General features: G+C 62.9%; 24 protein-coding genes. 15 read left to right on the top strand and 9 right to left on the bottom strand.

Annotated elements, in window-relative coordinates; translation table 11 throughout:
* Positions 1 to 107: 107 nt before the first annotated feature.
* Positions 108 to 1,640: an MFS transporter gene (locus tag EB815_RS11115; RefSeq protein WP_056578370.1), complete on the top strand. Its 1,533-nt coding sequence runs from the start codon at positions 108 to 110 to the stop codon at positions 1,638 to 1,640.
* A 63-nt stretch (positions 1,641 to 1,703) separates the two neighbouring features.
* On the opposite strand, the gene EB815_RS11110 is transcribed toward EB815_RS11115, so the two are convergent.
* A complete protein-coding gene (locus EB815_RS11110) occupies positions 1,704 to 2,480 on the bottom strand; it encodes an esterase family protein (RefSeq protein ID WP_065005138.1) in 777 nt (258 codons plus the stop codon).
* A 5-nt stretch (positions 2,481 to 2,485) separates the two neighbouring features.
* Complete coding sequence (locus tag EB815_RS11105) at positions 2,486 to 3,652, bottom strand: ATP-grasp domain-containing protein (protein ID WP_056578107.1); 1,167 nt, start codon at positions 3,650 to 3,652, stop codon at positions 2,486 to 2,488.
* A gap of 516 nt (positions 3,653 to 4,168) precedes the next feature.
* Here EB815_RS11105 and leuA point away from each other — a divergent pair.
* From leuA to EB815_RS11085, 4 genes are all read left to right on the top strand, one after another.
* Positions 4,169 to 5,845 carry a 2-isopropylmalate synthase gene (leuA, locus tag EB815_RS11100; protein WP_065005142.1) on the top strand — a complete coding sequence of 559 codons (1,677 nt, stop codon included), beginning with the start codon at positions 4,169 to 4,171 and terminating at the stop codon, positions 5,843 to 5,845.
* Positions 5,846 to 6,086: 241 nt separating this feature from the next.
* Positions 6,087 to 7,850 (top strand): tetratricopeptide repeat protein, encoded by a 1,764-nt coding sequence (locus tag EB815_RS11095; RefSeq protein ID WP_056578109.1) that lies wholly within the window; start codon positions 6,087 to 6,089, stop codon positions 7,848 to 7,850.
* 224 nt (positions 7,851 to 8,074) lie between these two features.
* A complete protein-coding gene (locus EB815_RS11090) occupies positions 8,075 to 8,878 on the top strand; it encodes an alpha/beta fold hydrolase (RefSeq protein ID WP_056578111.1) in 804 nt (267 codons plus the stop codon).
* A gap of 107 nt (positions 8,879 to 8,985) precedes the next feature.
* On the top strand, positions 8,986 to 9,600 hold the full coding sequence (locus EB815_RS11085) for a hypothetical protein (protein WP_056578113.1): 615 nt from the start codon (positions 8,986 to 8,988) through the stop codon (positions 9,598 to 9,600).
* Here the strand turns inward: EB815_RS11085 and EB815_RS11080 are convergent.
* The gene (locus EB815_RS11080) at positions 9,584 to 10,513 is read right to left on the bottom strand and encodes a metallophosphoesterase family protein (protein WP_081294810.1); all 930 of its coding nucleotides are present in this window, start codon (positions 10,511 to 10,513) and stop codon (positions 9,584 to 9,586) included. The two genes, EB815_RS11085 and EB815_RS11080, sit on opposite strands and share 17 nt — an antisense overlap.
* Positions 10,514 to 10,584: 71 nt before the next feature.
* Between EB815_RS11080 and EB815_RS11075 the strand changes: the two genes are divergently transcribed.
* The gene (locus EB815_RS11075) at positions 10,585 to 11,079 is read left to right on the top strand and encodes an NUDIX domain-containing protein (protein ID WP_056578117.1); all 495 of its coding nucleotides are present in this window, start codon (positions 10,585 to 10,587) and stop codon (positions 11,077 to 11,079) included.
* 1 nt (position 11,080) lies between these two features.
* Here the strand turns inward: EB815_RS11075 and EB815_RS11070 are convergent, their stop codons facing one another.
* Positions 11,081 to 12,070 carry a glutathione S-transferase family protein gene (locus EB815_RS11070; protein ID WP_056578118.1) on the bottom strand — a complete coding sequence of 330 codons (990 nt, stop codon included), beginning with the start codon at positions 12,068 to 12,070 and terminating at the stop codon, positions 11,081 to 11,083.
* Positions 12,071 to 12,335: 265 nt separating this feature from the next.
* Between EB815_RS11070 and EB815_RS11065 the strand changes: the two genes are divergently transcribed.
* The 5 genes from EB815_RS11065 to EB815_RS11045 all read left to right on the top strand — a co-directional run bounded on the left by EB815_RS11065 (position 12,336) and on the right by EB815_RS11045 (position 16,071).
* Positions 12,336 to 12,860 (top strand): GNAT family N-acetyltransferase, encoded by a 525-nt coding sequence (locus tag EB815_RS11065; protein WP_056578374.1) that lies wholly within the window; start codon positions 12,336 to 12,338, stop codon positions 12,858 to 12,860.
* Between the two features lie 123 nt (positions 12,861 to 12,983).
* Entirely contained in the window at positions 12,984 to 13,745 is a 762-nt protein-coding gene (locus EB815_RS11060) for a 3-hydroxyacyl-CoA dehydrogenase (RefSeq protein WP_056578120.1), read from the top strand.
* Between the two features lie 145 nt (positions 13,746 to 13,890).
* Positions 13,891 to 14,670 carry a HugZ family protein gene (locus EB815_RS11055; protein ID WP_056578122.1) on the top strand — a complete coding sequence of 260 codons (780 nt, stop codon included), beginning with the start codon at positions 13,891 to 13,893 and terminating at the stop codon, positions 14,668 to 14,670.
* A 155-nt stretch (positions 14,671 to 14,825) separates the two neighbouring features.
* Positions 14,826 to 15,170 (top strand): ArsR/SmtB family transcription factor, encoded by a 345-nt coding sequence (locus EB815_RS11050; RefSeq protein ID WP_056578376.1) that lies wholly within the window; start codon positions 14,826 to 14,828, stop codon positions 15,168 to 15,170.
* Between the two features lie 103 nt (positions 15,171 to 15,273).
* Complete coding sequence (locus tag EB815_RS11045) at positions 15,274 to 16,071, top strand: TrmH family RNA methyltransferase (RefSeq protein ID WP_056578124.1); 798 nt, start codon at positions 15,274 to 15,276, stop codon at positions 16,069 to 16,071.
* Positions 16,072 to 16,241: 170 nt separating this feature from the next.
* On the opposite strand, the gene EB815_RS11040 is transcribed toward EB815_RS11045, so the two are convergent.
* Positions 16,242 to 17,393, bottom strand: coding sequence for a hypothetical protein (locus tag EB815_RS11040; protein WP_056578126.1), 1,152 nt, complete (start codon positions 17,391 to 17,393; stop codon positions 16,242 to 16,244).
* A gap of 158 nt (positions 17,394 to 17,551) precedes the next feature.
* Complete coding sequence (locus EB815_RS11035; protein WP_244494150.1) at positions 17,552 to 18,088, bottom strand: DUF1134 domain-containing protein; 537 nt, start codon at positions 18,086 to 18,088, stop codon at positions 17,552 to 17,554.
* A gap of 385 nt (positions 18,089 to 18,473) precedes the next feature.
* Here EB815_RS11035 and chpT point away from each other — a divergent pair, with 385 nt between their 5' ends.
* Positions 18,474 to 19,103 carry a histidine phosphotransferase ChpT gene (chpT, locus tag EB815_RS11030; RefSeq protein ID WP_019860754.1) on the top strand — a complete coding sequence of 210 codons (630 nt, stop codon included), beginning with the start codon at positions 18,474 to 18,476 and terminating at the stop codon, positions 19,101 to 19,103.
* 219 nt (positions 19,104 to 19,322) lie between these two features.
* A complete protein-coding gene (locus tag EB815_RS11025; protein ID WP_056578130.1) occupies positions 19,323 to 19,691 on the top strand; it encodes a response regulator in 369 nt (122 codons plus the stop codon).
* Positions 19,692 to 19,881: 190 nt separating this feature from the next.
* Here EB815_RS11025 and ctrA read toward each other — a convergent pair whose 3' ends face one another.
* Complete coding sequence (gene ctrA, locus EB815_RS11020; protein ID WP_006203583.1) at positions 19,882 to 20,577, bottom strand: response regulator transcription factor CtrA; 696 nt, start codon at positions 20,575 to 20,577, stop codon at positions 19,882 to 19,884.
* A 451-nt stretch (positions 20,578 to 21,028) separates the two neighbouring features.
* Here ctrA and EB815_RS11015 point away from each other — a divergent pair, with 451 nt between their 5' ends.
* A complete protein-coding gene (locus EB815_RS11015) occupies positions 21,029 to 21,406 on the top strand; it encodes a hypothetical protein (protein WP_056578132.1) in 378 nt (125 codons plus the stop codon).
* Positions 21,407 to 21,538: 132 nt separating this feature from the next.
* On the opposite strand, the gene EB815_RS11010 is transcribed toward EB815_RS11015, so the two are convergent.
* Positions 21,539 to 22,481, bottom strand: a protein-coding gene (locus EB815_RS11010; protein ID WP_156394344.1) for an IS630 family transposase whose coding sequence is annotated in 2 segments (ribosomal slippage) — positions 21,539 to 22,144 and positions 22,146 to 22,481 — 942 coding nt in all. Because the reading frame shifts where the segments join, the coding sequence is not laid out codon by codon here.
* Between the two features lie 89 nt (positions 22,482 to 22,570).
* Positions 22,571 to 22,969, bottom strand: a complete 399-nt coding sequence (locus EB815_RS11005; protein WP_056578134.1) for a winged helix-turn-helix transcriptional regulator — start codon at positions 22,967 to 22,969, stop codon at positions 22,571 to 22,573.
* An 89-nt stretch (positions 22,970 to 23,058) separates the two neighbouring features.
* Between EB815_RS11005 and EB815_RS11000 the strand changes: the two genes are divergently transcribed.
* Positions 23,059 to 23,985 carry an NADP-dependent oxidoreductase gene (locus tag EB815_RS11000; RefSeq protein ID WP_056578136.1) on the top strand — a complete coding sequence of 309 codons (927 nt, stop codon included), beginning with the start codon at positions 23,059 to 23,061 and terminating at the stop codon, positions 23,983 to 23,985.
* Positions 23,986 to 24,010 lie beyond the last annotated feature (25 nt).

The following is a 24,010-nucleotide window of genomic DNA, read 5'->3' as shown; positions in this document are numbered from 1 at the left end:
AGATATAGTAGCATTTTTCCTGAAAGGCCACCGACCTATCTTGTGGCTGCGACCGGCGCCGCAACCCACGCGCCATGCCGGCGATGCTTCTTCAGATAGGAAAATCCATGACCTTGCAGACCACAACCGGCCCGACCGCGAGATGGCTCGTGCTCTTGTCGGTATGCCTTGCCGCGATGACGATGCCCTTGACCTTCACCGGCCCGGCCGTCGCGCTCTCCCGCATCGCTGCCGATCTCGGCGGCAGCCCGATCGCACTCAACTGGGTGACAAACGCCTTCATGCTGACCTTCGGCGCCGGCCTGATGGCATCGGGAGCGCTGGCTGACAACCACGGCCGCAAACGCGTCTTCCTTGCCGGCCTCTGCCTTTTTGTCGTGGCATCACTCGGCGCGATGCTGGCGCCCGACATCGCCTGGTTCGACATGTTCAGGGCCGCGCAAGGGATCGGCAGTGCCTTGGCCTTCGCCGGCGGCGCCTCGGCACTTGCCCAGGAATTCGAAGGGCCGCTGCGGCTGCGCGCCTTCTCCTTCCTCGGCACCAGTTTCGGCATCGGCCTGGCCTTCGGCCCCATCGCCTCGGGCCTGCTCATCTCCGCATTCGGCTGGCGGTCGATCCTTGTTCTGGTGGCAGTGCTCGCGATCGCGGCGGCAGCCCTCGGCCTGCGCACCATCAGGGAATCGCGCGACCCGGATGCGACCGTGCTCGACTGGGCGGGAGCCGGCACCTTCACCATCGCGCTGGCCGCGCTGACCTATGGTGTGCTGCAGGCGCCGCAGGTCGGCTGGACCGATCCCGTCGTCATCGCGTTGCTGGTGGCGGCAGTGCTCTTCTTCGCGGCCTTCATCATCGTTGAGCGGCGCGTGCGCCGGCCGATGCTCGATCTCACCCTGTTTCGCTTTCCCCGCTTCGTCGGCGTCCAGTTCCTGGCGGCGGCACCAGCCTATGGCTTCGTCGTCCTGCTGGTGCTTTTGCCGATCCGCTTCATCGGCATCCAGGGAATGAGCGAGGTCAAGGCCGGACAATTGATGATCTGCCTGTCGGGGCCACTGCTGATCCTGCCCTTGCTCGCCGGCCAATTGGCGCGCTGGATAGCACCGGCCACGATCTGCGGCGTCGGTCTGCTCATCGCCGCCGCCGGCCTCGTCTGGCTGAGCCTGACACCACCGGTTGCCGTCGCTCTGGTGGCGCCGCTGATGCTGATCGGCGTCGGCATCGCTCTACCCTGGGGATTGATGGACGGGCTCGCCGTCAGCGTCGTGCCGAAGGAGCGCGCCGGCATGGCGGTCGGCATCTTCAACACCACCCGTGTCGCCTGCGAGGGCGTGGCGCTGGCCATCGTCATGGCGACCCTGTCGGGCTTCACCGCGACACAACTCGCTCCTCGAGGCGTATCTTCCGCGGATACGGCCGCCGCGGCGCAGTTGCTTGTCACCGGCAATGTCGGTGAAACGGCGCAACATCTGCCATTGGCCAATGCCGGCGTGCTGGTGCAAGCCTATGAGACGGCGTTCGATCGGCTGCTGGTCGTGCTGGCCGTAATCACCATCGCCACCGCCCTTGTCGTCTTCCTCGGCCTGCGGCGCGGATCGGCGACTGAACACGAGACTGTTTCGCTGCCGGTCTGCCAGGAAGGGTAAGTTGCCCAGGCGTCCGCCAAGTGATGGCGAGGCAGTCGACCCGCCGCTGGATGTCAATGGACCTCAGTCGAGCCTGTGCATCAGGTCATCATCCAGCCAGCGGCCGAAGAAATAGACCAGCTGCTTGTGCCACCATGGCCAGTCATGGCTGACATCGCCCCCCCAATAGTCGACCCAGGCCGGAATCGACTTGTCGCGCAGTATCTGCTCCAGCTGGCGCGTCTCGACCAGCATGCGCTCTTCCCAGGCGCCCTGCCCGGAGCAGAAGATCAGCCTCAGCGCCTTCAGCCGGGCCAGCAGCTTGGGGTCGACGATGCCGGGCAGATAGTCGAGCGGCGAGTTGTAGAAGATATCGCCCTCCAGCGCCTTGCCGAAGAAATCGCGGGCCGAATAGACACCCGACAACGAGATGACGCCGCTGGCCAGCTCCGGAAAGCGGAAGACGAAGTTCGAGGAGTGGTAGCCGCCCATCGAACAGCCTGAAAACAACGGCTTCAGCTTGCGCCCGCCATTGGCGGCCGCCGCGGTGGACAAGAATTCCGGCAGTGCCTCCTCGCGCACGTAGCGGAAATAGGCCTCGTGCCGGGCGATGCGCTGCGCGGCGTCGTGATGCTTGTCGAAGAAGGATTCAGAATCGACGCCGTCGACCGTGAACAGCTGGATGCGGCCGGTGTCGACGAATTCGGCCAGTGCGCCGACCCCGCCGGAATCCTCGAACTGATAGAACCTTCCCTGCGAGGTCGGGAACACCACCACCGGCCGGCCGGCATGGCCGTAGCGCTTGTATTCCATGTCGCGGCCGAGCTTGCCCGAGAAATGCTTATGATAGGAGATGTCCATCGCCTTCAGGCCTTTTCCGCATGGATATAGGCGACCGCTTCACGCAGATCAGCCTGATCCTTCGAGCGCATCTGGTAGGCGTAATTTCCCATGGCGCGGCTGAAAACCTCTTCTATCGGCTGATGGTGGACGATCTTGTCGCGGTGCGCCGCTAGCACGTCCTCATGGCTGTGCAAATAGTGGAGGTGCCGCTTGCGGCTGGCATAGGCGGTGAAATATTTGCCCTCATAGGGCCCGCCGGCGGCGTCCTTGACCACCATATCGGCCCATGCCGCGTAGACGTCGATATCGAACGTGTAGTTGATCGCATCGGTCATCCAGGCGCCGGGCGGCCGCATGTTGACCTCCAGCGCGATGATCCGGTCGTCCCTGGTCTCGAACAGCTCGATGTGGAAGAAGCGCTCGCGCACGTCGAACGCCTTCAGGATCTTGCGTCCGGCCTCCTCGACGACAGGTCGGATCCGGGGAAAGCAGGTGTAGCTCATGTGGCGGTCCTTGTTGACCACCTCCATGACGCTCTGGTCATAGCGGTGGCTGGCCGCCAGCACCACCTCGCCGTCGCGGTTGACCAGCCCGTCATAGGTCACCACCAGCCCTTCGATGAACTGCTCCATGACAAAGGTCACGTCCTCGGGCTTGTCCCGGAAGAACTGGTCGAGCTCCCTGGCGTTGGAGATCTTGAAGGTGTTCGAAGCCCCGGAGCCCGAATCCGGCTTCACCACGACGGGATAGCCGACGCGGCGGATGAAGGTCATGGCGCCGGCGCGGTCGGAGCATTTGCGCTGCGCGATCGTCTCGACGCCGCTCTTGCGGAAGAAGGCGCGCATGCGGCTCTTGCGCTTCAGGTTCTTCACGAAATCGAGCTTGGTGCCGTAGATGTTGAAATCGGTGCGAATGTTGGCTTCCAGTTCCAGCCAGTGCTCGTTGAGCGATTCGAAGCGGTCGATGCGGCCCCATTTGTGGATGAAATGGCCTATCGCCCGGAACACCGCATCGTAGTCCTCCATGTCGGCGACACGGTAATATTCCGAAAGCGCTGCCTTCAGCTTGCCGTCCAGCGCGTCATGGGGCGCATCGCCAATGCCGAGCACGGTGGCGCCCGCCTTCTTCAGCCGGTCGCAGAAATCGGCGCCGTTGGCGGGGAAATGCGGCGAGAAGAACACGAAATTCATGGACGACCCCCTTCCCGGCGATGGTGCACCGCAACCCTCCGGCGCCCAAGTCTGGCGCATTTGCGGCGCGCGGGAAAGAGCACCCGCATCAGGGATAACAATCGACGGATCCCGGCCCGCTTGCCTCTCACGGGCCGCTCCTGTATGAGAGCCGGCATGAACACGCGCGCCACCACCGCTTCCCGTCAGACCGGCTTTGCCGGCGAGACCGTGCGCGCGTTTGCCTCGACCCTGCTTCTTCTCGGCCTTATCGGCGATCGCCGGGTTCGCTGAAGGAGCGCCCGGCGGTCGAACCGCCGCGCAAGCGCATGCTCCTTGGCAGTCATATCAAGCGAACGAAAATCTGGTAAAGGCGCCACTCGCCACCCATCCGTCCAAGACGGATCCGAGGGCCGCCGGGAGAACAAGACGATGAACGCACGAGAAGAAATCCGCCCTGATGCCGCGGTAGCCGGCAAGAATGCTCCGAACGGCATGACCGGGTCGGCCCAGGGCACGACAGGGTCAGCCCGCGGCATGCCGGATGCGGCCAGCAAATATCAGCCCTATCCGACCGTGGGCCTCACCGATCGGACCTGGCCCTCGAAGGTGATCGACAAGGCGCCGATCTGGTGCTCGGTCGATTTGCGCGACGGCAACCAGGCGCTGATCGATCCGATGGGTCATGAGCGCAAGGCGCGCATGTTCGGCCTGCTGCTCGACATGGGCTTCAAGGAAATCGAGATCGGCTTCCCCTCGGCCTCGCAGACCGATTTCGACTTCGCCCGCTGGTGCATCGAGGAAGGCAACGTCCCCGCCGACGTATCGCTGCAGGTGCTGGTGCAGTGCCGGCCTGAGCTGATCACCCGCACCTTCGAAGCGCTGAAGGGCGCCACCAACCCGATCGTGCATTTCTACAATTCGACAAGCGAATTGCAGCGCCGCGTCGTCTTCGAAAAAGATGTCGGCGGCATCAAGCGCATCGCCACCGACGCCGCCAAGATGATCACCGACATGGCGGCCAAGGCCGGCGGCGGCTACCGTTTCGAATATTCGCCGGAGAGCTTTACCGGCACCGAGCTCGAAGTGGCGCTGGAGATCTGCAACGCCGTCACCGAGATCGTCAGGCCGACTTCAGACAACAAGCTGATCATCAACCTGCCGTCGACGGTCGAGATGTCGACGCCAAACGTCTATGCCGACCGCATCGAATCGATGTGCCGCAATCTCGACAACCGTGAAAATCTGATCATCTCGCTGCATCCGCACAATGACCGCGGCACCGGCATCGCCACCACCGAGCTCGGCCTGATGGCCGGCGCCGACCGCGTCGAAGGCACGCTGTTCGGCAATGGCGAGCGCACCGGCAATGTCGACATCGTCACCCTGGCGCTCAACATGTATACGCAAGGCGTCGATCCGGGCATCGACTGCTCCGACATCAACCGGATGAAGGACGTCTATGAATATTCGAACCAGCTGAAGATCCCCGAGCGTCACCCCTATGTCGGCGAGCTCGTCTACACGGCCTTTTCCGGCTCGCACCAGGATGCGATCAACAAGGGCATGAAGGCCTTGAAGAAGGCCAACACCAGCCTGTGGGAAGTGCCCTATCTGCCGATCGACCCGGCCGATGTCGGCCGCAGCTACGAAGCGATCATTCGCATCAACTCGCAGTCGGGCAAGGGCGGCATCGCCTATGTGCTGCAGGCCGATTACGGCTTGAACCTGCCGCGCAATCTGCAGATCGAGTTCAGCCAGGCGATCCAGGCGATCACCGATGCCGAAGGCAAGGAGGTTCCGGCCAAACGCATTCATGAACGCTTCCTCGAGACCTATGTCGACCAGCCGGGCGCGCGCCTGAAATTCCTCGACCACCACACCTATCCCGATACCGAGGTGAAGGGCCGGCGCGTTGTCGAGGCGGTCATCCTCGACAACGGCAAGGAAGTGACCATATCAGGCACCGGCACCGGTCCGATCGACGGCTTCGTCGACGCTCTGTCGCGCCATGTCGGCGTCGAGATGTCGGTGCTCGACTACTCCGAGCACTCGATGCAGCGCGGCTCGAACGCGTCGGCCATTTCCTACGTCGAGATGGAATATCCCGGCGGCAAACTGTTCGGCGCCGGCATCAACACCAACATCGTCGCCGCATCGCTGGAAGCGGTGACTTCGGCCGCCAACCGCATCGTCGGCCGCAAGGCCAAGTAGCATTTGCCGGTTATCGGCGCGAGAGCTTCGACTGGCTCTCGCGCCGCTATTTTTTCAAGCCGGAACAAAGGCTTGGCGATATCAACCCGCATCGTTCGGCGATCGGCGGCGGCCCCGGTCATTAACCACCGGAAAATTATCCGGTTAGGTACGCGATCGCATAAGGGCTGCATACTTGTGTGGCGATGGGGGCACTATATGATCGTGCCTCACCCTGTGCCGACTTCGAGAGGATCGACACTTGCAGCATGCCACGCCTGCCGCCCCCGCAGTGCGCGAGACACTGGAGCGACTGCTTGCCAGCGAAACGTTCGGACGGTCCGAGCGTGCGCGCAAACTGATCCGTTATCTCGTCGAACGCGAGCAGGCCGGCGAAGCCGACAGGCTGAAGGGCTTTTCCATCGCCATGGACGTCTTCGGCAAGGACGGCGATTTCGATCCGTCGACCGATGCCGTGGTGCGCGTGCAGGCAGGCAGACTGCGCGAACTGCTGCAGCAGTATTTCGCCAATGAAGGCATCGCCGAGCCCGTCCGCATCGCCATTCCACGCGGCGGTTACGTCCCGGCCTATGAGCTCAACGCGATCCGTTTGCCGGAAACCGTGGAACCTGCCAGACAGGCCGAACCGGCGACTGCTCCGCCCGAACCATCCGGCGATGCCCCTGCCGCGGCATTGCCCTCTATCGTGCCCTCTGCCGCCCCCTCGGTGGCGCGCCATCTCAGGTTCTTCTGGATGGCGATCGCCCTGGTGATCGCCATGCTCGGAGTTCTGATCATGCGTCAGGGCAGCGGCGCGCTGCTCGCGGGCGGCGACGTGCCGGCCGCGGTCGAGGCCGCAGGCCTGAGCAGCAGCACTGCATCATCGCCTGCGAGCGAAGCCTTGCCGCTCGTCTATATCGCCGTCAAGGCCAGCGGCACCGACGCCAGCCGCGTCGCCGCGGCGCTGCGCGCCGGTCTAAGTGGCTTCGACACGATCGACTTCATCGGTCGCGATACGGTCGACAAGACCGATTCGGTCGCCAGCGCGACAAGCTTCATCTTCGATGTCCTGCCTGGACCGGATGCTGGCGACGTCACCATCGAATTGCAGAGCGTGGCGACCGGACGGGTGCTTTTGTCACGCAACCTGACCGCGGCCGACAGCGCGCCATCGGCAGTCGAGGACCGTATCGCCGGCATACTGAGTTCCGCCCTTCCCGCGTCCGGCACCATCTACAGCTATATCGAGCAGAGCGGCATTCAGACCGCCCTGACGCAGTGCCTGTTGCTCAACGACAAATATTATCTCGACCAGAACGCCAAGACGCACGAGGCCGCCTATCGCTGCCTCGAAACCCTTGCCGACAATGGCGCCAGATCGCCGCTGGTCTATTCGGAGCTTGCCTCGCTGCATCTGGAGGCTGTGAACGACCACTACGCCTATCCGCCGGACGCGACGATCGAGAAGGCGGTGACATTCGCCCATCGCGCCGTGCAGATGGGGCCGACCAGCCCCTACGCGCATCGCTCGTACGGCTACATCAATTCGCGTATCGGCAACGCCGACGAGGCCCTGCGCTGGATGCGCAAGGCCTATGACCTCAACCCCTACGATCTCGCCATGGCCGCCGCTTATGGCTATGGGCTGATCTTCACCGGTCGGTACGCCGAGGGAACGCCGATCCTGGCCCATGCGGTGGACGCCTCCAGCGGCCATCCGACCTGGTGGGATTTCGGGCTTTTCGCTGGCGAACTCATGCTCGGCGACACGAACAAGGCAGCCATCGCCAGTTCCGCCCTGCGAACGACCGCAACCAAATCGCACTATCTCGCCGCCCGGCTGATCGGCGCCAAGATCTCCGGCCAGGACGGTCAAGCGCGAAAGCTGGTCGATGAGCTGAGCGCCAAGTTTCCGAGATTCGCCGCCAATCCGCGCGCGACCTTCATCGACCGAAAATATCCGGCCGACCTGACCGAACGCCTGGTCGGCGCCTTGCGCGCCGCCGGACTCGGCAACGCCAGCTGATGTCAAATGGACCGGACCTGTTTGGATCAACGGGATAGTTGGACGCCCGCGCGCGGCGGACAAAGCCACAATCGCGCTGATTTAGCCGGCTTTGCCGGCAAAGCCACGGAACGGCATGCTCGCGCCCAGGCGCCAGTCGCGAAAACTTTACTGGCCATCCGGTTGGACAAGGAGCAATCCAGCCACATTTCGAGTTTTCCCGCAATTTAACACCTTCCGCGATCATGATCTCATCGCTCCATGCCACCGAACAGGGTGTTGGCTCGAAGACCATCGTCCTGCTGCACGGTTTCGGCGGTTGCTCCGACGGCTGGCGCGACGTGGTCGCCTCGCTCGCGCCTTCCATGCGCACGCTTGCTTATGACTTGCCGGGGCACGGCCTGTCGCTCGATTTTCCGGGCGCCGGGCCTGCAAAGGTCGCGGCAAGGGCCGTTCTTGCCGACCTTGCGGCGCGCGCGGTCAAACGGATCCACCTCGTTGGCCATTCGATGGGCGGAGCGGTGGCGACGCTGATGGCGCTGGCCGAGCCCGAGAAGGTGGCCTCGCTGACCCTGTTGGCGCCCGGCGGCTTCGGTCCGGAAATCAACGGGCCACTGTTGCGCCGCTATGCCTGCGCACGCAGCCCATCAGAGATCCGCGCCTGCCTTGCCGCCATGTCGGGACCACGGGCACGGCCTTTTGATCACGCCGCCGACACCCTCTGCGGCATGCGCCAACGCCCTGGGCAACTGGAAAAACTCGTCGAGATCGCCGCCGCCATGACCAGGGACGACCGGCAAGGCGTCATCCCGCGCGACCAGTTGGAGAGGCTGGCCATGCCGGTGATGGTGGTGTGGGGCAGTGATGACGCGGTACTGCCCTTCACCCAGGCGGACGACCTGCCGGCGCGCTTTCATGTGCATCACGTGCTGGAGGCCGGCCATATGCTGGTCGAGGAAGCACCCGATCTGGTGGCGAACATCATCCAGCGCAACATGAGCCGTCGCGCCAGGCCCATTCGCCCGAGACTCGCCACCGCGACTGGTTGAGTTCTTCCAGCGCACGGCGCCCCGCGCCGCGCGCCGTCTTCTCGCCAGTGCATTTTGCCGGCGGCTGTGTTAACTGCGTGTTAACCAACCCCGCGAGGCAGACGCCGATGAAGGACGCAGGCGAAAAGATCGATCCGTCGAGAAAACTGTCCGATGCCATCCGTGATGTGAAGAACGCTTTCGCCGACCGCGACGATGTCGTCGTCGACATGCGCGAGGCGCATCGCATGCGCCTCGATCTCCTGGCAGCCGAACTTGCGCCTGTCTTCGCCGACGTGCCCGCCGACATGGACAATTTCGATTTCGTCGTTTCCTCGGGACTGCAGCCGCGCCTCTGGATCGATGCCGTCAGCCATGTCGCGATGGGCCGCGACCGCCGCACCTACCGCTTCCTCAAGGACACCCGTATTGGCCGCGTGGTGCTTGCCGAATCGACCGAGATGAAGCCGATTGCCGATTCCGTGACACGCTATGTCGCCGAGCGCATCGTCGAGCGGCAGAGGATGATGGAGGGCGGGGTCGAACCGGCCGTCGCCGGCATGAAGCGCGCCCAGGTGGCGGAAGCCGAGCCGCCGCTGCGCTCGACGACGCGCGGCAATAGCTGGTCGGCCTTCCTGTCAGGCCTTGGCCTGATCGCTGCCGGGGCCCTGGTCGGCCTGGCGGTGTCGGTCGCCCTTTTCTGGGACCGCCTCGTGGCTATGGTGTTCAGCCTGCGGCAATAGAAGCGCTGGCCTCCACACCCAGTTCCATGGTCTGCAGATCGGCAGGCGGTATCGCCGGCCCGGTCAGGCCGCGCCGGGTCAGGCGGATGCGCCAATTGCCCTTTTCGCCATCGATGTCGAACAGATTATACTGTGCCGCCGGATGCTTTCCCCCCGGCGCCTGACCGGCGGCGGCGACGCCGACCACCGGGACCTTGGCGTCGCGCGGGCCGATCTGGAACAGCGACGGTAGATGCGAATGTCCGTGCAGGACGAGCTCCGCGCCGTGCCGGCGGATGATCTTGTGGAAGCGGGCGATGCCGAACAGCCGCTTGTGCTGCGAGACGGCGCCGCGCACCGGCGGGTGGTGGATCATGATCGCGCGAAACAGGCCTTGGGCGGCCGTGTCGCGAAGAATCTTGCCGAGCCGCTCCGCCTGCCCCTCCATGAAGAAGCCGTTGGCCATGAAGGGGGCCGTGGCCCGCGCCGTCGAGACGCCGATCAGCGCGACATTGCCGCGCACGCGCAGATAGGGAAATGCGTTGCGGTCGACCGGTGCGTTGACGCCGTCGCCGCTCATCCAGGCCGCCCATGCGCGGCAGACCTTGTCGAAGGCGCCCGGCACATAGGCGTCGTGGTTTCCCGGAACCACCGAAACATCATGCGGCGATCCCAACGTCTCCAGCCAGTGCTTGGCCATCTCGATCTCGCCGTCGAGCGCCAGATTGACCAGGTCGCCGGTGACGGCGAGATGGTCGGGGTTCTGCGCCTTGATATCGGCGGTGATGGCATCGATGACGGCGTCATGCATGTGGCGGCGGCGGTTGCGCTGCCAGTTTACGTAGCCGAGCACGCGCTTGGAGGCGAGATCGCGATAGGATACATCGGGGAGCGGCCCCAGATGGACATCGGAAATATGCGCGAGCCTGAACATCCATCCCTCATAGGCGACCAGCGTCCCGCTTTCCACTCAAGGTTTCCTTATCACCCACGGTTTCGCACCTGATGGCAAATCCGGAAGATGCCTTCCGCCAGACCGGTTGGTCGGGGCTGCGCGCCAGACTGTTCCATCTCTATTTCGTGCTGCGGCGGCCAATGACGCTCGGCGTGCGCGGCCTCATCCATGATGCCGCCAACAATTCGGTGTTCCTCATCCGGCATACCTATGTGCCGGGCTGGCAGCTTCCCGGCGGCGGCGTCGAAACGGGCGAAACGCTTGCCGAGGCGCTGGCGCGCGAACTGGCCGAGGAAGGCAACATCGCGCTGGCAGCACCGCCGGTTCTCAAATCGATGCATTTCAACCGCCGCTCCAGCCGCCGCGACCATGTCGGCCTCTACCTGATCGAGCACTTCAGCCAGACGGCACCGAAGCAGCCGGACCATGAGATCGCCGAGGCCGGCTTCTTCCCGCTGGATCGCTTGCCGGAAGGCACGACGCCGGCGACGCTGCGGCGCATCGCCGAGGTTTTTCGGGATGAGCCGACATCGCCCTACTGGTAGATCAGGCCCGCTCCCCGAACCGCGCGCGGTCATGCGGCGCGCCATAGTCCAGTTCCGGCCCCACCGGCACGATCCGTGTGGGATTGATCGTTTCATGACTGCCGTAATAATGCGCCTTGATGTGATGCAGGTTTACCGTCCCCGCGACACCAGGCACCTGATAGAGGTCGCGCAAATAGTTCGACAGGTTCGGATAGTCGGCGATGCGGCGCAAATTGCACTTGAAATGGCCGACATAGACCGGGTCGAAACGCACCAGCGTGGTGAACAGCCGCCAGTCGGCCTCGGTGATGCGATCGCCCACCAGATAGCGTTGCCTGGATAGGCGATCCTCCAGGGTGTCGAGCGCCGAAAACAGCTCGCCGAAGGCTTCCTCGTACGCCGCCTGCGTGGTGGCGAAGCCCGCGCGGTAGACGCCGTTGTTGATGGCGGGATAGACCAGCGCGTTGACCGCATCGATCTCGCCCCGCAACGCTTCAGGATAGAAATCGAGGCTGGCGTCCCCCCATTCGTCGAAGGCTGAATTGAGCATCCGGATGATTTCGGAAGACTCATTGGAAACGATGGTCCGCTCCTTCTTGTCCCATAGCACCGGCACCGTCACCCGGCCGGAATAGGCCGGATCTGCCCTGGTATAGATCTGGTGCAGGAAATCGAGGCCGTAGAGCGTGTCGCCGGTGGCGCCGTCCTCGGCGAGAAACGTCCAGCCATTCGCGCCCATGAAATGATGCACAACCGAGACCGAGATGATGCCTTCGAGCTTCTTCAGCGCGCGAAAGATCAGCGTCCGGTGCGCCCACGGACAGGCGAGCGAGACATACAGGTGATAACGGCCGGGCTCGGCCTTGAAACCGCGGCCGCGGTCTCCGGCGGGCATTCCGTCGCGCGTGATCCAGTCGCGCCATTGCGATTGCGGCCGCACGAACTTGCCGCCGCTATCCTTGGTGCCGTACCAGCGGTCCTGCCATTTGCCGTCGACCAGCAATCCCATGAGATGTCCTTTCGCGTTTCCACCTGATGTAGAGCGCGATGCGGCAGGCCGGAAATCATTCGGGGCTGAACAGATTGTCAATCGGTAGGGCCAGCGAAGGCGCCGATTGCGGCGGCCGAAAATTGATGCTAGCGGACACTCCGCATGTTCGACTTTGCTTTGATCCGGTTTGACCGACGACGAAAGGGCGCCCGCGCTTGAAGCGCTGACTGGCGAATGCTGCCGTTTGCAGCAACCTTTCCTCCCCTACCGGAACGCAAAGACCATGAGCCTTGCCGACGTGAAATACCTGCCGGAAACTCCGGCGCACGACCCTGAAATCGAAGCCATCAATGACGAAGCCTTCGGGCCTGGCCGTTTCGTGCTTGCCGCCTACAAGATCCGTGAAGCCGGCGGCCACGAGCGTGGCTTGTCCTTTGTCGCGGTCGACGGCGATATTGTCGTCGCCTCGGTGCGCATGACCCGCATCGCCGCCGGTGCCGGCCGCGCGCTGATGCTCGGGCCGCTTGCCGTGCGGCCGGCCTTCAAGAATCTCGGCATCGGCCGCCGGCTGGTGGCGATCGCACTGGAGGCCGCCGCAAAGTCCGGCGCGCCGGCCGTCATACTGGTCGGCGACGAGCCCTATTACGGGCCGCTCGGCTTCAAGCGCATCCCGCGCGGCCAGATCTCGATGCCGCGTCCTGTCGACCTCGACCGCCTTTTGTCGCACGAGATCACGCCGGGCGCGGTTGCCAGGCTCACGGGCGAGGTCGGTCATGCCAGCCAGGCCAGGGTCGCCGAGCACGCCTAGGCGGTGGCTTGACCTGGCCTGTCGATCCGGGCCTGATCCGTCCTGTTCTCCTGGAGCAATTCCAGGAAAAGTGTGAAACGGTTTCCCACGGGAATTGGAACCGCTTTAGGAAAGGATGACGCCATGAATCCGAACGGCCAGATCGCGATCGTGACCGGCGGCGGCTCCGGCCTTGGCGAGGCAACCGCGCGTGCGCTTGCCGCCAAGGGCGCTCGCGTCGCCATCTTCGACGTCGGCATCGATCGCGCTGCCAAGGTCGCGGCCGACATCGCCGGCATTGCCGTGCAATGCGACGTCAGCAGCGCCGACAGCGGCACCGCGGCCCTCGCCGAGACGGCGAGCAAGCTGGGCGAGCCGCGCATCCTGGTCAATTGCGCCGGCATCGCCATTGGCGTGAAGACGATCGGCAAGGATGGCCCCCATCCGCTCGACCAGTACCGCAAGGTGATCGAGGTCAACCTGATCGGCACCTTCAATATGATCCGCCTCGTTGCGGACCGCGCCGCCAGGCTCGAGCCTCTGCAGGGCGGCGAGCGTGGCGTCATCGTCAACACCGCTTCGGTCGCCGCCTATGACGGCCAGATCGGCCAGGCCGCGTACTCCGCCTCCAAGGGCGGCGTGGTGGGCATGACACTGCCGGTGGCGCGCGACCTTGCCCGTTCCGGCATTCGGGTCTGCACCATCGCGCCCGGCATCTTCAAGACCCCGATGATGGCCGGCATGCCGCAGGACGTGCAGGATTCGCTGGGCGCCGCCGTGCCCTTCCCCTCCCGCCTCGGCGAACCATCCGAATATGCCGCCCTTGCCCTCCACATTGTGGAAAACCAGATGCTGAACGGCGAAACCATCCGCCTCGACGGCGCCATCCGCATGGCGCCGAGGTAATGCAATGCCGCCCATGAGCCTGCCCACGCCTCGAGTCACCAATGCGAGGGAGTTATGGGATGGCGACATGCATGGAACGCTTGCCAAGACCGCCATCATCGTCCGATAAGTGGAATAGAAAAATCAACTTAGCAGGGCGAGAATTTTGGACGACCGAAAGAAGGATGTGATCCGCGAGACCGACGCCGAGGCAATCCGATTGGCGAAAACGCTTCTGCGCAGTGCCCGCTTCGGCGCACTGGCGGTGCTGGAGGTACAGACCGGGTCGCCGCTGGCAAGCCGGGTCGGCGTCGCCACCGACATCGACGGCGCGCCGCTGATCCTGGTCTCGATGCTCTCGGCGCATACGCCTGCCATCCTTGCCGATCCACGCTGTTCCCTGCTGCTCGGCGAGCCTGGCAAGGGCGACCCGTTGGCGCATCCGCGCCTGACCCTGATCTGCCGGGCGTCGCGGCTGGAGCGTGGCTCTGACGCGCATGCTCGTGCCGAGCGCCGCTATCTCAACCGCAATCCCAAGGCGAGCCTTTATGCCGGGCTCGGCGACTTCTCGATCTTTCGCCTCGAGCCGGAGCGCGCCAGCCTCAATGGCGGTTTCGGCAAGGCCTATCTGCTCGATCGCTCCGATCTCGTCACCGGCGGGCCTATCGTCGAAGAACTTGCGACGAGCGAACAATCCGCCGTCGAGCACATGAACGCGGACCATCTCGACGCGATCGCGGTTTATGCGCACCATTATGCCGGGGCATCCGGCGACGGCTGGAGCATCGCGGGTTTGGACGCCGATGGCATGGATCTGGTGTCGAAAGACAATGTTTGCCGGGTATTCTTTCCGCAACCCCTGGTGGCGGCACAAGACCTGCGACCCGTTCTGGTCGCCATGGCCAGGAGCGGCCGCGCCGCCGGGCAGGCAACCAACGAAACTTAATTGCATTTGATCGAAAGCAACACTTGAGATTTGAAAGAAATGTTCTACCCTTTGCGAAGGGCGCTGAATCGTCGGCGGCCTTTCGCTAGTGAATTTATGGATTCAGGCACCATTGCCCCCATGGCGCCTCGATGAACAAACAGCATGGGGCATTCATGGTCTCGACAAAGCTAATCGCCAACGCCGAATCGGCTGCCGAATTTCTGATGCTGATGGGCAACGAAAAACGGCTGTTGATCATGAGCCATCTGATCGACGGTGAAATGTCGGTCGGCGCTATCGCCGAAAAGGTGATGCTCAGCCAATCCGCCCTCTCGCAGCATCTGGCCAAGTTGCGGGCGCTCGACCTCGTGGAAACCCGCCGCGACCGCCAGATGATCTACTACTCCTGCAACTCAGACGCGGTGCGGGAGTTGCTTGTCGTGCTGGATGGTATTTTCGGTGGTGGCAAGGAAGATCTGTCCCAGATGGCACAGAGATTGCGCCGCGCCGGCACTTGACCGAACGCGGCCTCGGCCGTCTACCTCGCTGACGATTTCCGGAACGTGGCTTGCGCGCGGTCATCGACGCACGAACCACGCTCTCGATGTTTGGGCGGAGGATATGGACCCAATTCGCATCGAAGACCCAGGCGATCCCAGGGTCGCCACCTATCTTGATATCCGCGAACGCGATCTCGCCGGCCGGCAAGGGCGTTTCGTCGCCGAAGGCAAGGTGGTGCTCGACCTGCTTCTGTCGTCCGGCCGCTTCGGTGCCGAATCCGTTCTGGTCCTGGAAAACCGGCTCGGCGGCCTGAGGAACATCCTGTACAAGGCACCGGCGGACCTGCCGGTCTACGTCGTCACCAGCGCGGTGATGGACGCGATCGCCGGCTTCCACATGCATCGCGGCATCCTGGCCATCGGCCGCAAGGAGACGCCGCAAGCGGCCGGGCCATTGCTGGATGCCTTGCCCGACCGAGCCCTGGTGGTGGTGCTGGTCGGCATCGCCAACCACGACAATATGGGTTCGATTTTTCGCAATGCCGCTGCCTTCGGCGCCGATGCGGTACTGATGGACGCGACATGCTGCGATCCGCTGTACCGCAAGGCGATTCGCGTTTCCGTCGGCGCCGCGCTCAAGATCCCGTTCGCATCCTTCAGCGACGCCCCTGGCTTTGTCGCAACGCTCGCCGAACGGAGTTTTGAACAATTCGCCCTGTCGCCGCGCGGACGAACCGACATACGCGATGCAAGGCCGGCCGAACGCCTGGCGCTCTATCTCGGCACCGAGGGCGAAGGCCTGCCCGAAAACCTGCTAGCCAGCCTGCGGACAGTGCGGATCACAATGTCGAAAGGCTTCGACAGCCTGAACGTCGCCGCTGCTTCGGCCATCGCCCTGCATCATTTCTCGCATCGTTGAACAAGCGTGACGGCGGCATCACCGCTTAAGGTGCGTTGAGATTCAGGTCAGGCCGAGCCTAAAATGGTGGCTTTCGAGAACCGGAGCGGAGCGTACTTTTGGGTACGTGAGCACCGGAAGCGCAGAAAGCCGCCGTTTGCAGGCCGGCATCACCTGAATCTCGACACACCTTAGTTCGCGGCCGCCTTCTGCAAGGCCCGCACGCGGTCGGCGAGACTGAGATTGCCGCCATCGGATCGGCTGTCCTGCGGGCCCGCCAGCGCTTTTGCGATCGGCGAATCGGGCCCCTCCAGCTTGGCCGTCAGGTGGACGACTTCAGCCGCCAACTCGTTCATCTGCTCGCGCAGCGCGGCACTGCCATTCGCCGAACCCGACGATGCCAAGGCGCCGAGATCCGCCTTGAGCAGCTTGTTCTCGCGCGCCAGCGCCGTTAGCCTGGCCTCCAGCCGTTCGCGATCGCTGTCGAGCTTGGCGATCGCCTGGTCCAGGTCGTCGCGCCTCTTGGCCTCGTCGTCCCCTCCCGCTTCATCCGGCCTGCCGACCAGGCGCAAGGCCGGTCCGCCCTCCTCGGCCTTCGGCTTTTCGCGCAGCCGCGCCAGTTCCTTCTCGCGGCGGTCGAGCTTGTCCTCGCGGTCGGCGAGCGTCGCCAGCAGCCGTTCGACCTTCTTGTCGAGTTCAGCCACCCTTTTCTTCTCCACCTTCAGGGCATCGCGCGCGGCCTTGCTTTCGGCCGCGATTTCCTGATTGCGCCGATCCGCTTCCTTGCGCTGGCCGCGCAGCAGCGAGATGTCGCTGGCAAGCTTCTGCAATTCGGACTCACGCGCCACGAGTTCGATTTGCCGGCTGCTGGAGGCAAAACTGGCATCGTCGTACATATGCTCCAGCTTTTCGAGTTCGAGCGCCCGCTTCTCCAACTTGCGCTCGGTTTCCTTGAGCCGCTCCGAAAGCTGGTGCAGTTCCTCTTCGCGCTGCCGCAATGCTTCGCTTTTGGCGCCGAGTTCCGCGAGCGCGTGATTCTTGTCCGTGCGTTCGACCGCCAGCCCCTTCAACGCCTCGTGGCCGCGAGTGATCTCGACGAGTTGTTCGGCCACCTTTTCGCGCAACGCCTTGACGTTCATCTCGAGGCGGCGCGTCGACATGGCGTACTCGGCCCGGATCCGGTCCTTGTCGGCCTGGATCTCGGCCTGCGTCAACGGGATAGAGGCCTCGATGCGCCGGCGGGTCAGGGAGACCGCACGCCGCCAGACGGCCGGGGCCACGATCAGCGCCAGAAAGCCGGCGCAGAGAAAGCCGAGGGCAAAGAACAGGACCGACTGAACCAAAAGACAACCCGCTATCGGCGGCGACCACCTGGACTGGACCGCATCATACTGGCATGGCGGAAATCCGGCGCTGCGGCAAGGGCCTGCCGCGACGCATGGAGCGTCGCAGGCCTACAATTCCCACGGAAAAGCCGGCTTTGCGGCGACGACGGCTGGAATCAGAATGGATTCCAGGTCGCCCGTTCGGTCAGCTTCAGGTAGCCGAGATTGACGCCGAGCCGGGCGCCGACACCGGTGCGGATCGGTACCAGAAGCACATTGTTGTTCTTCAGCACATTGAAGCCGACACCCGCCACCACATAGGCCGAACCGGCCACACCGCCATAGCGGTTGTAGAGGTTGCCGACATCGTCGAGATTGTAGACCAGCATCATCACCCGGGACCCCTCGCCGCCGAAATCCCAGCCCAGCGACGGGCCTTGCCAGAACACTTTGTGGTCGCCGGCATTCTTGGTGTAGAGCGTGCCTTCGCCATAGGTCAGGCCGCCGATCAGCGCACCCGACCCCTCCTCACCGAGGAGATAGCCATTGGGCAAGCCGTAGGAGGCGAAGATCTTCTCCACGACCGTGGCGAGTCCACCCGATGTCGCGCCGAAGAACTTGTGACCGGAATCGATAATCTCCTGAGCGGTATATTCCTGGGCCCGCAGGGCTGAAGTCGAGAAGACGAGGACGCCCATGAGCGTGATCGCCATTGAGAGGACACGGAGGACACTCCGGTCATAGAATCGGGAAAACATGCTTCCAATCTCCGTCATGGAGCACTTTCGCCGACGCCTCGCATCCGGTCCGGCTCTTTAGGCGGCCGTTAAGGATGACAGTTAGGGCAAACTATGCCGTAATTCTTTTTCAACCATTAACTCCCACAGGAAGATGGCGGTTCGAAGGCTGGCTTTGGGGTCGCGCGGCGCTGCGGCCTGCGCGAACACGCCACTTGCCAGACGAAAATTTTGGGTTTGTTGCTGTACCTACGAGTGCTGTGTATTCAGAAAGCCTCGGGTTGGAGCATGATTCGTGTGCGCAGGCGCGGTAATCAATCGCTCGGCCATGAATTGTGGATTTTTGCAGGGATTTTCACCGATGGCCGATCTGTTCACCCTTTCCGCGCCTGACCTGGCGGCGCTTCTGTGCAGCCGCGTCTGCCACGACATCATCTCGCCGGTCGGCGCGATCAACAACGGGCTTGAACTGCTTGACGAGGGCGGCGCCGACGAAGACGCCATGCGGCTCATTCGCCAGAGCGCCAAGAACGCCTCGGCCCGGCTGCAGTTCGCCCGCATCGCCTTCGGCGCGGCCGGTTCGGCCGGCATGCTGATCGACACCGGCGATGCCGAAGCGGTGGCGATCGCCTTCCTCAAGAATGAAAAGCCGGAGCTGACCTGGAACGGGGCGCGGGCGCTGCTGCCCAAGAACAAGGTCAAGCTGCTGCTCAACCTGATCCTGGTCGCCAACGCCGCCATTCCGCGTGGCGGCAAGCTGGTCGTCACCCTCGAGAATCTCGAAACCGAGCCGCGCATTTCCCTATCGGCAAGCGGCCCGATGCTGCGCGTGCCGCCGAAATTCCTCGAACTGCATTCCGGCCACAAGCCGGAAGAGCCGATCGATGCGCATTCGGTGCAGCCCTACTACACGCTGCTTCTGGCCCGCGAGGCCGGCATGACGATATCGATCCACGCGACGGCGGAAGAAATCGTACTTTCGGCTGCCTGAGCTGCCCGACTTGCCGGCAGAGCAAAGTATTTCAGCACCGTAATATTGTCGTGATGGCTCGGCTGGAAGCGCCAGCGAAGCATCCGCAAAGAAAAGCGCCTCATCCGCATCTTTGCAAAAATTTTACCCAATGGCTTTCCGGGTTCTTTACCAGATTGGTCTAGGGTGCGCAGCAGATGCCCGCACGACCGGATTGCCCAAGGGCAAAGAGGACCCGGAATGAAACGCTGCATGTTCGTCGACGATTCAAGCGTCATCAGGAAAGTTGCAAAACGCATCCTGGGCGGTTCCGACATGATGGTCATCGAAGCGGCCAGCGGGCTTGATGCGCTGGAGATGTGCGCCGCCGACATGCCCGACATCATCGTCGTCGACGGCGCCCTGCCGGACGTCCAGGCGGTCGACCTCATCCGCCGCGTACGCGCCATGGAGAGCCCGATAAAGCCGCAGATCCTGATCTCGCTGGTCGAACTCGACATCGCGTCGATCATGCGGGCCAAGCGCGCGGGCGCCCAGGGTTATCTCCTGAAGCCGTTCAATCGCCCGCAGCTGCTCGAGCGCTTTCGCACCCTGAAGATCGCAGCCTGAGACGCCGGAACGTTTCGCCGTTTCACGGAAACGCCGAACCGCCCTATCTCATTTTTTGCGCGAAGTTCTGGACGGAAAACCGTGTCACGCTTTTCCTGGAATTGCTCTGGCAGCCCACCGTCATTGCGGCCGCTGACGCAAAAACCCGGCTGAAGCCGGGTTTTATTGAAGATGACAATAGTCGGGCGGCTCACGCGCTGACGCGGATGTCCTCGGGTTCGCGCAGCACATAGCCGCGGCCCCAGACCGTCTCGATGTAGTTCTGGCCGCCGGACGCGGCGTCGAGCTTCTTGCGCAGCTTGCAGATGAAGACGTCGATGATCTTCAGCTCCGGCTCGTCCATGCCGCCATAGAGATGGTTGAGGAACATTTCCTTGGTGAGCGTGGTGCCCTTGCGCAGCGAGAGCAGTTCCAGCATCTGGTATTCCTTGCCGGTCAGGTGCACGCGCTGGCCGCCGACCTCAACGGTCTTGGCGTCGAGGTTGACCACCAGGTCACCGGTGGTGATGACCGACTGGGCGTGGCCCTTGGAGCGCCGCACGATGGCGTGGATGCGCGCCACCAGCTCGTCCTTGTGGAACGGCTTGGTCATGTAGTCGTCGGCACCGAAGCCCAGGCCGCGGACCTTGTCCTCGATGCCGGCCATGCCGGAGAGGATGAGGATAGGCGTCTTCACCTTGGAGAGACGAAGCGTTCTCAAGACCTCGTAGCCGGACATGTCGGGCAGGTTGAGATCGAGAAGGATGATGTCGTAATCGTAAAGTTTGCCCAGATCGACACCCTCTTCGCCGAGGTCCGTCGTATAGACATTGAAACTTTCCGATTTCAGCATCAGTTCGATGCTTTGTGCGGTTGCACTGTCATCTTCTATCAGCAGAACACGCATTTCATTCCCCTTTTCTGCTGCCGGACCATTTCACGACCCGTCCTGCCCCGGAGCAGTGGTTGCCTTGTGCAGAGGCTGCCATCGAATGGTTAACAAAACCTAATTTCCCGTCCATGACGGTATCAGATTTTTTAACCCCTTTCTACACCCTCTTGAATCTAATAACGAATCCCAGACCCAAATTCCTAATGCAACACATTAATAACCTGGACTAAGCGACTCCAGGGACTCATCGACGCGCCTTCGCTTCGGCGACCGGAATTTTTACCCGGCCTTAAGCCCTGACCCGTATGATTAACAATGCCCGTAAACGAATGGTTACCGCCGGCAAAAAACTTTAGGGTTTTGTTTCCTATAGTCCGGGGAAAGCCGGTGGACACGGGCAACGCCTGGGCGTTTCCAGGTGGTTTGGACGATATGTGCGGGTGTGCGTTTCCGGGAGTACCGAATCATGAAGTCACGTGAAAACCTCGTTCGGCTGAAACAGTTTCAGGTGAATGAGAAGCGGCGGCAGCTGCTGCAACTCGACATGATGATCGCCGAGTTCGAACGCATGGCCGTCGAACTGGAGCTTCAAATCACCGCCGAGGAAAAGAAAGCCGGCATCACCGACATCAATCATTTCGCCTATCCGACCTTCGCCAAGGCGGCGCGCTTGCGCCGCGACAACCTCAGAAATTCGCAAAGCGACCTCGCACAACAGCGAAGCGCTGCCGAATCACTACTCGGCGAAGCTGAAGCGGAGCTTTCCAAGGCCGAAATGCTGGAATCGCGTGACACCAAGATTCGCGAAGCCGAGACCGGCGGCCGCAGCGCCATGATCGGTTGAACAGGCCGGGACTGTCGGCGTGTAGCTGGAGCAATTCCAGGAAAGTGTCTGGCGGCTTTCCGTCCGGAATTGCGTAAAAGCAGAAAGAATGCGGTTTCCGGGAAACGGCGAGCTGCCTAGAGCGTGTTTCACTTACATTGAAGCATATCCAGCGTTGACGAGATAGTTGGCGCATTCAGCGGGTTGAAAGCTTTCGAGGAGTGTTCCGATACGTCGCCATGTGGCCTCGACGGTCCGTTCTGAAGCCTTTCGCATGAGGTGCTTGAGCTTGGCGAAGACCTGCTCGATCGGGTTTAGGTCTGGACTGTAGGGTGGCAGGTAGAAAAGCTTGGCTCCGGCCGCGCGAATGGCACGACGAATGGCTTGCCCCTTGTGACTTCCAAGATTGTCCATGACGACGATGTCACCGGGCGAGAGCGTCGGCACGAGGAACTGCTCAACCCAGGCCGCAAAGCTTGCACCGTTGATGGGACCATCAATGACGCAGGGCGCGTCGATGCGCTCGCAGCGCAGCGCGGCCAGGAAGGTCAGCGTGCGCCATTTGCCATGCGGAGCCTTGGCGACCAATCGGTGCCCACGAGGCCCCCAGCCTCGTAGCGGCGCCATGTTGGTTTTTGCCCAGGTTTCGTCGATGAACACCAGGCGCCGTGGATCAAGCCTGCCTTGATACTTCCTCCATTGCGCCCGGCGCCGCGCAATCGCCGGCCTGTCCTGCTCGCTGGCGAACAGCGTTTTTTTTGAAGCTGAACCCGGCCTCCTTCAGCACCCGCCACACCGACACCGGGGCTGCCACGATGCCGCGCTCGGCAAGCTCCGCCGACAGCGCTCGCACGCTCACATGCGACTGTGAGGCTACCCGCTCCAGCAGCCACACGCGATGTGGCTCCAAATCCCGGCCGGATTGACGCCCCATGCGCAACGCCGATGCGCTTCCGCTCAATCGTTGGCGTTGCGACCACTTCACAACACTCGCCACGCTCACCCCGAACAATGCAGCCGTTTCCCGGCATGTCCGGCCAGCCGCAACCGCTGCCGCAACGCGCTCACGAAGATCGTTTGAATAGGGTCTTGGCATCCGATGCTGGCCTCCGCCCAGCCAGCATCTTGAATCACAAAATCACCTCGGCGTGAATCCCAACCGATTCAAATCAACAGCAACACGCTCTAGGCGGCCCATTCCCCTGCATTTACAGCAATCGCCTTGGCTCGCGCATCCTTGATGTCTGGCGCATGCTGTTCCGCCCAGGCCCTGATCTGGGTGAGCAGTCCCGCCAGGTTCTGGCCGAGTTCGGTCAATTCATATTCGACGCGCGGCGGAATGACCGGGAAGATTTCACGCCGCACCAGCCCGTCACGCTCCAGCACGCGCAACGTCTGCGTCAGCATCTTGGGCGTGATGCCTTCGAGCTTGCGGGCAAGCTCGCCATTGCGCAGCCGGCCTTTGCGCAGCGCGCACACCACCAAGTAGACCCATTTGCTGGCCAGCATCTCCAGCACGGTGTGCGACGGACATGTCCGCCGGAACGCGTCATAACCGAAGGGGGAGTTATCTTCACTATCCATAAGGTACCTATATATCAAAAAGGTACATACTGGACAAGAGAATATTACTATCCAAATGATAGCGGCAGCAACCAAGCAGGAGACCTCCCATGCGTGCCGTTATCCAGACTTCCGTTGGCGGACCCGACGTCCTTGTCATTGCCGATCAGCCCGACCCCACCGCAAAGCCCGGTGAAGTGCTGGTCCGCGTCAAGGCCGCCGGCATCAACCCGGTCGATGGCGCCGTGCGCGCCGGCTACTATCCGCTGCTTGGCGAACCTCCCTTCATCCTCGGCTGGGATATTTCGGGAACGGTCGAGGCGCTGGGGGCCGGCGTCACCGATCTCAAGATCGGCGACGAGGTATTCGGCATGCCGCGTTTCCCCAAGCAGGCGGCGGCCTACGCCGAACTGACCGCTGTGCCAGCCGATGAAATCGCGCTGAAGCCGAAGGCGGCGGACCACATCCAGGCGGGCGCATTGCCGCTGGCCGGCCTGACCGCCTGGCAAGGCCTTGTCCGCCATGGCGCATTGAAGCCGGGCCAGCGTGTGCTGGTGCATGCGGGCGCCGGCGGCGTCGGTCATCTGGCGGTGCAGATCGCCAAGGCGCGCGGCGCTTATGTCGTCGCCACCGCCAGCCCGAACAAGCTCGATTTCGTCCGCGAGCTCGGCGTCGACGAGGTCATCGACTACACACAAGGCGATTTTACCAACCGGATCAACGACATCGATCTGGTGCTGGACCCGATGGGCGGCGAGCACGCCGAACTCTCTTTGAAGGTCATCAGGAATGGCGGTGTGCTGGTGTCCTTGCTGAACCTGAACGACACCACCAGGGCACTGGCCAGCGCGCGCGATATCCGGGTCGAGCGCATGTCCGTCGTGCCTGACCGAAAAGGCCTTGTGGAGCTTGGTCGGTTGATCGACGCGAACAAGCTTGCCGTTCACGTAGCAAGGAGCTTTCCACTCGAAGAGGCCGGTGCCGCTCACGCGTTTCTCGCCACCAGGCCGATCGGCAAGGTGGCGCTGACGGTCTGATTGCGGGAAATTGCCTCGGGACGAA

It is taken from the genome of Mesorhizobium loti (genome assembly GCF_013170705.1).
GTDB classification, from domain to species: domain Bacteria; phylum Pseudomonadota; class Alphaproteobacteria; order Rhizobiales; family Rhizobiaceae; genus Mesorhizobium; species Mesorhizobium loti_D.
The sequence above is the reverse complement of the archived record's forward strand: the minus strand, read 5'-3'. Positions and strand labels throughout refer to the sequence as shown.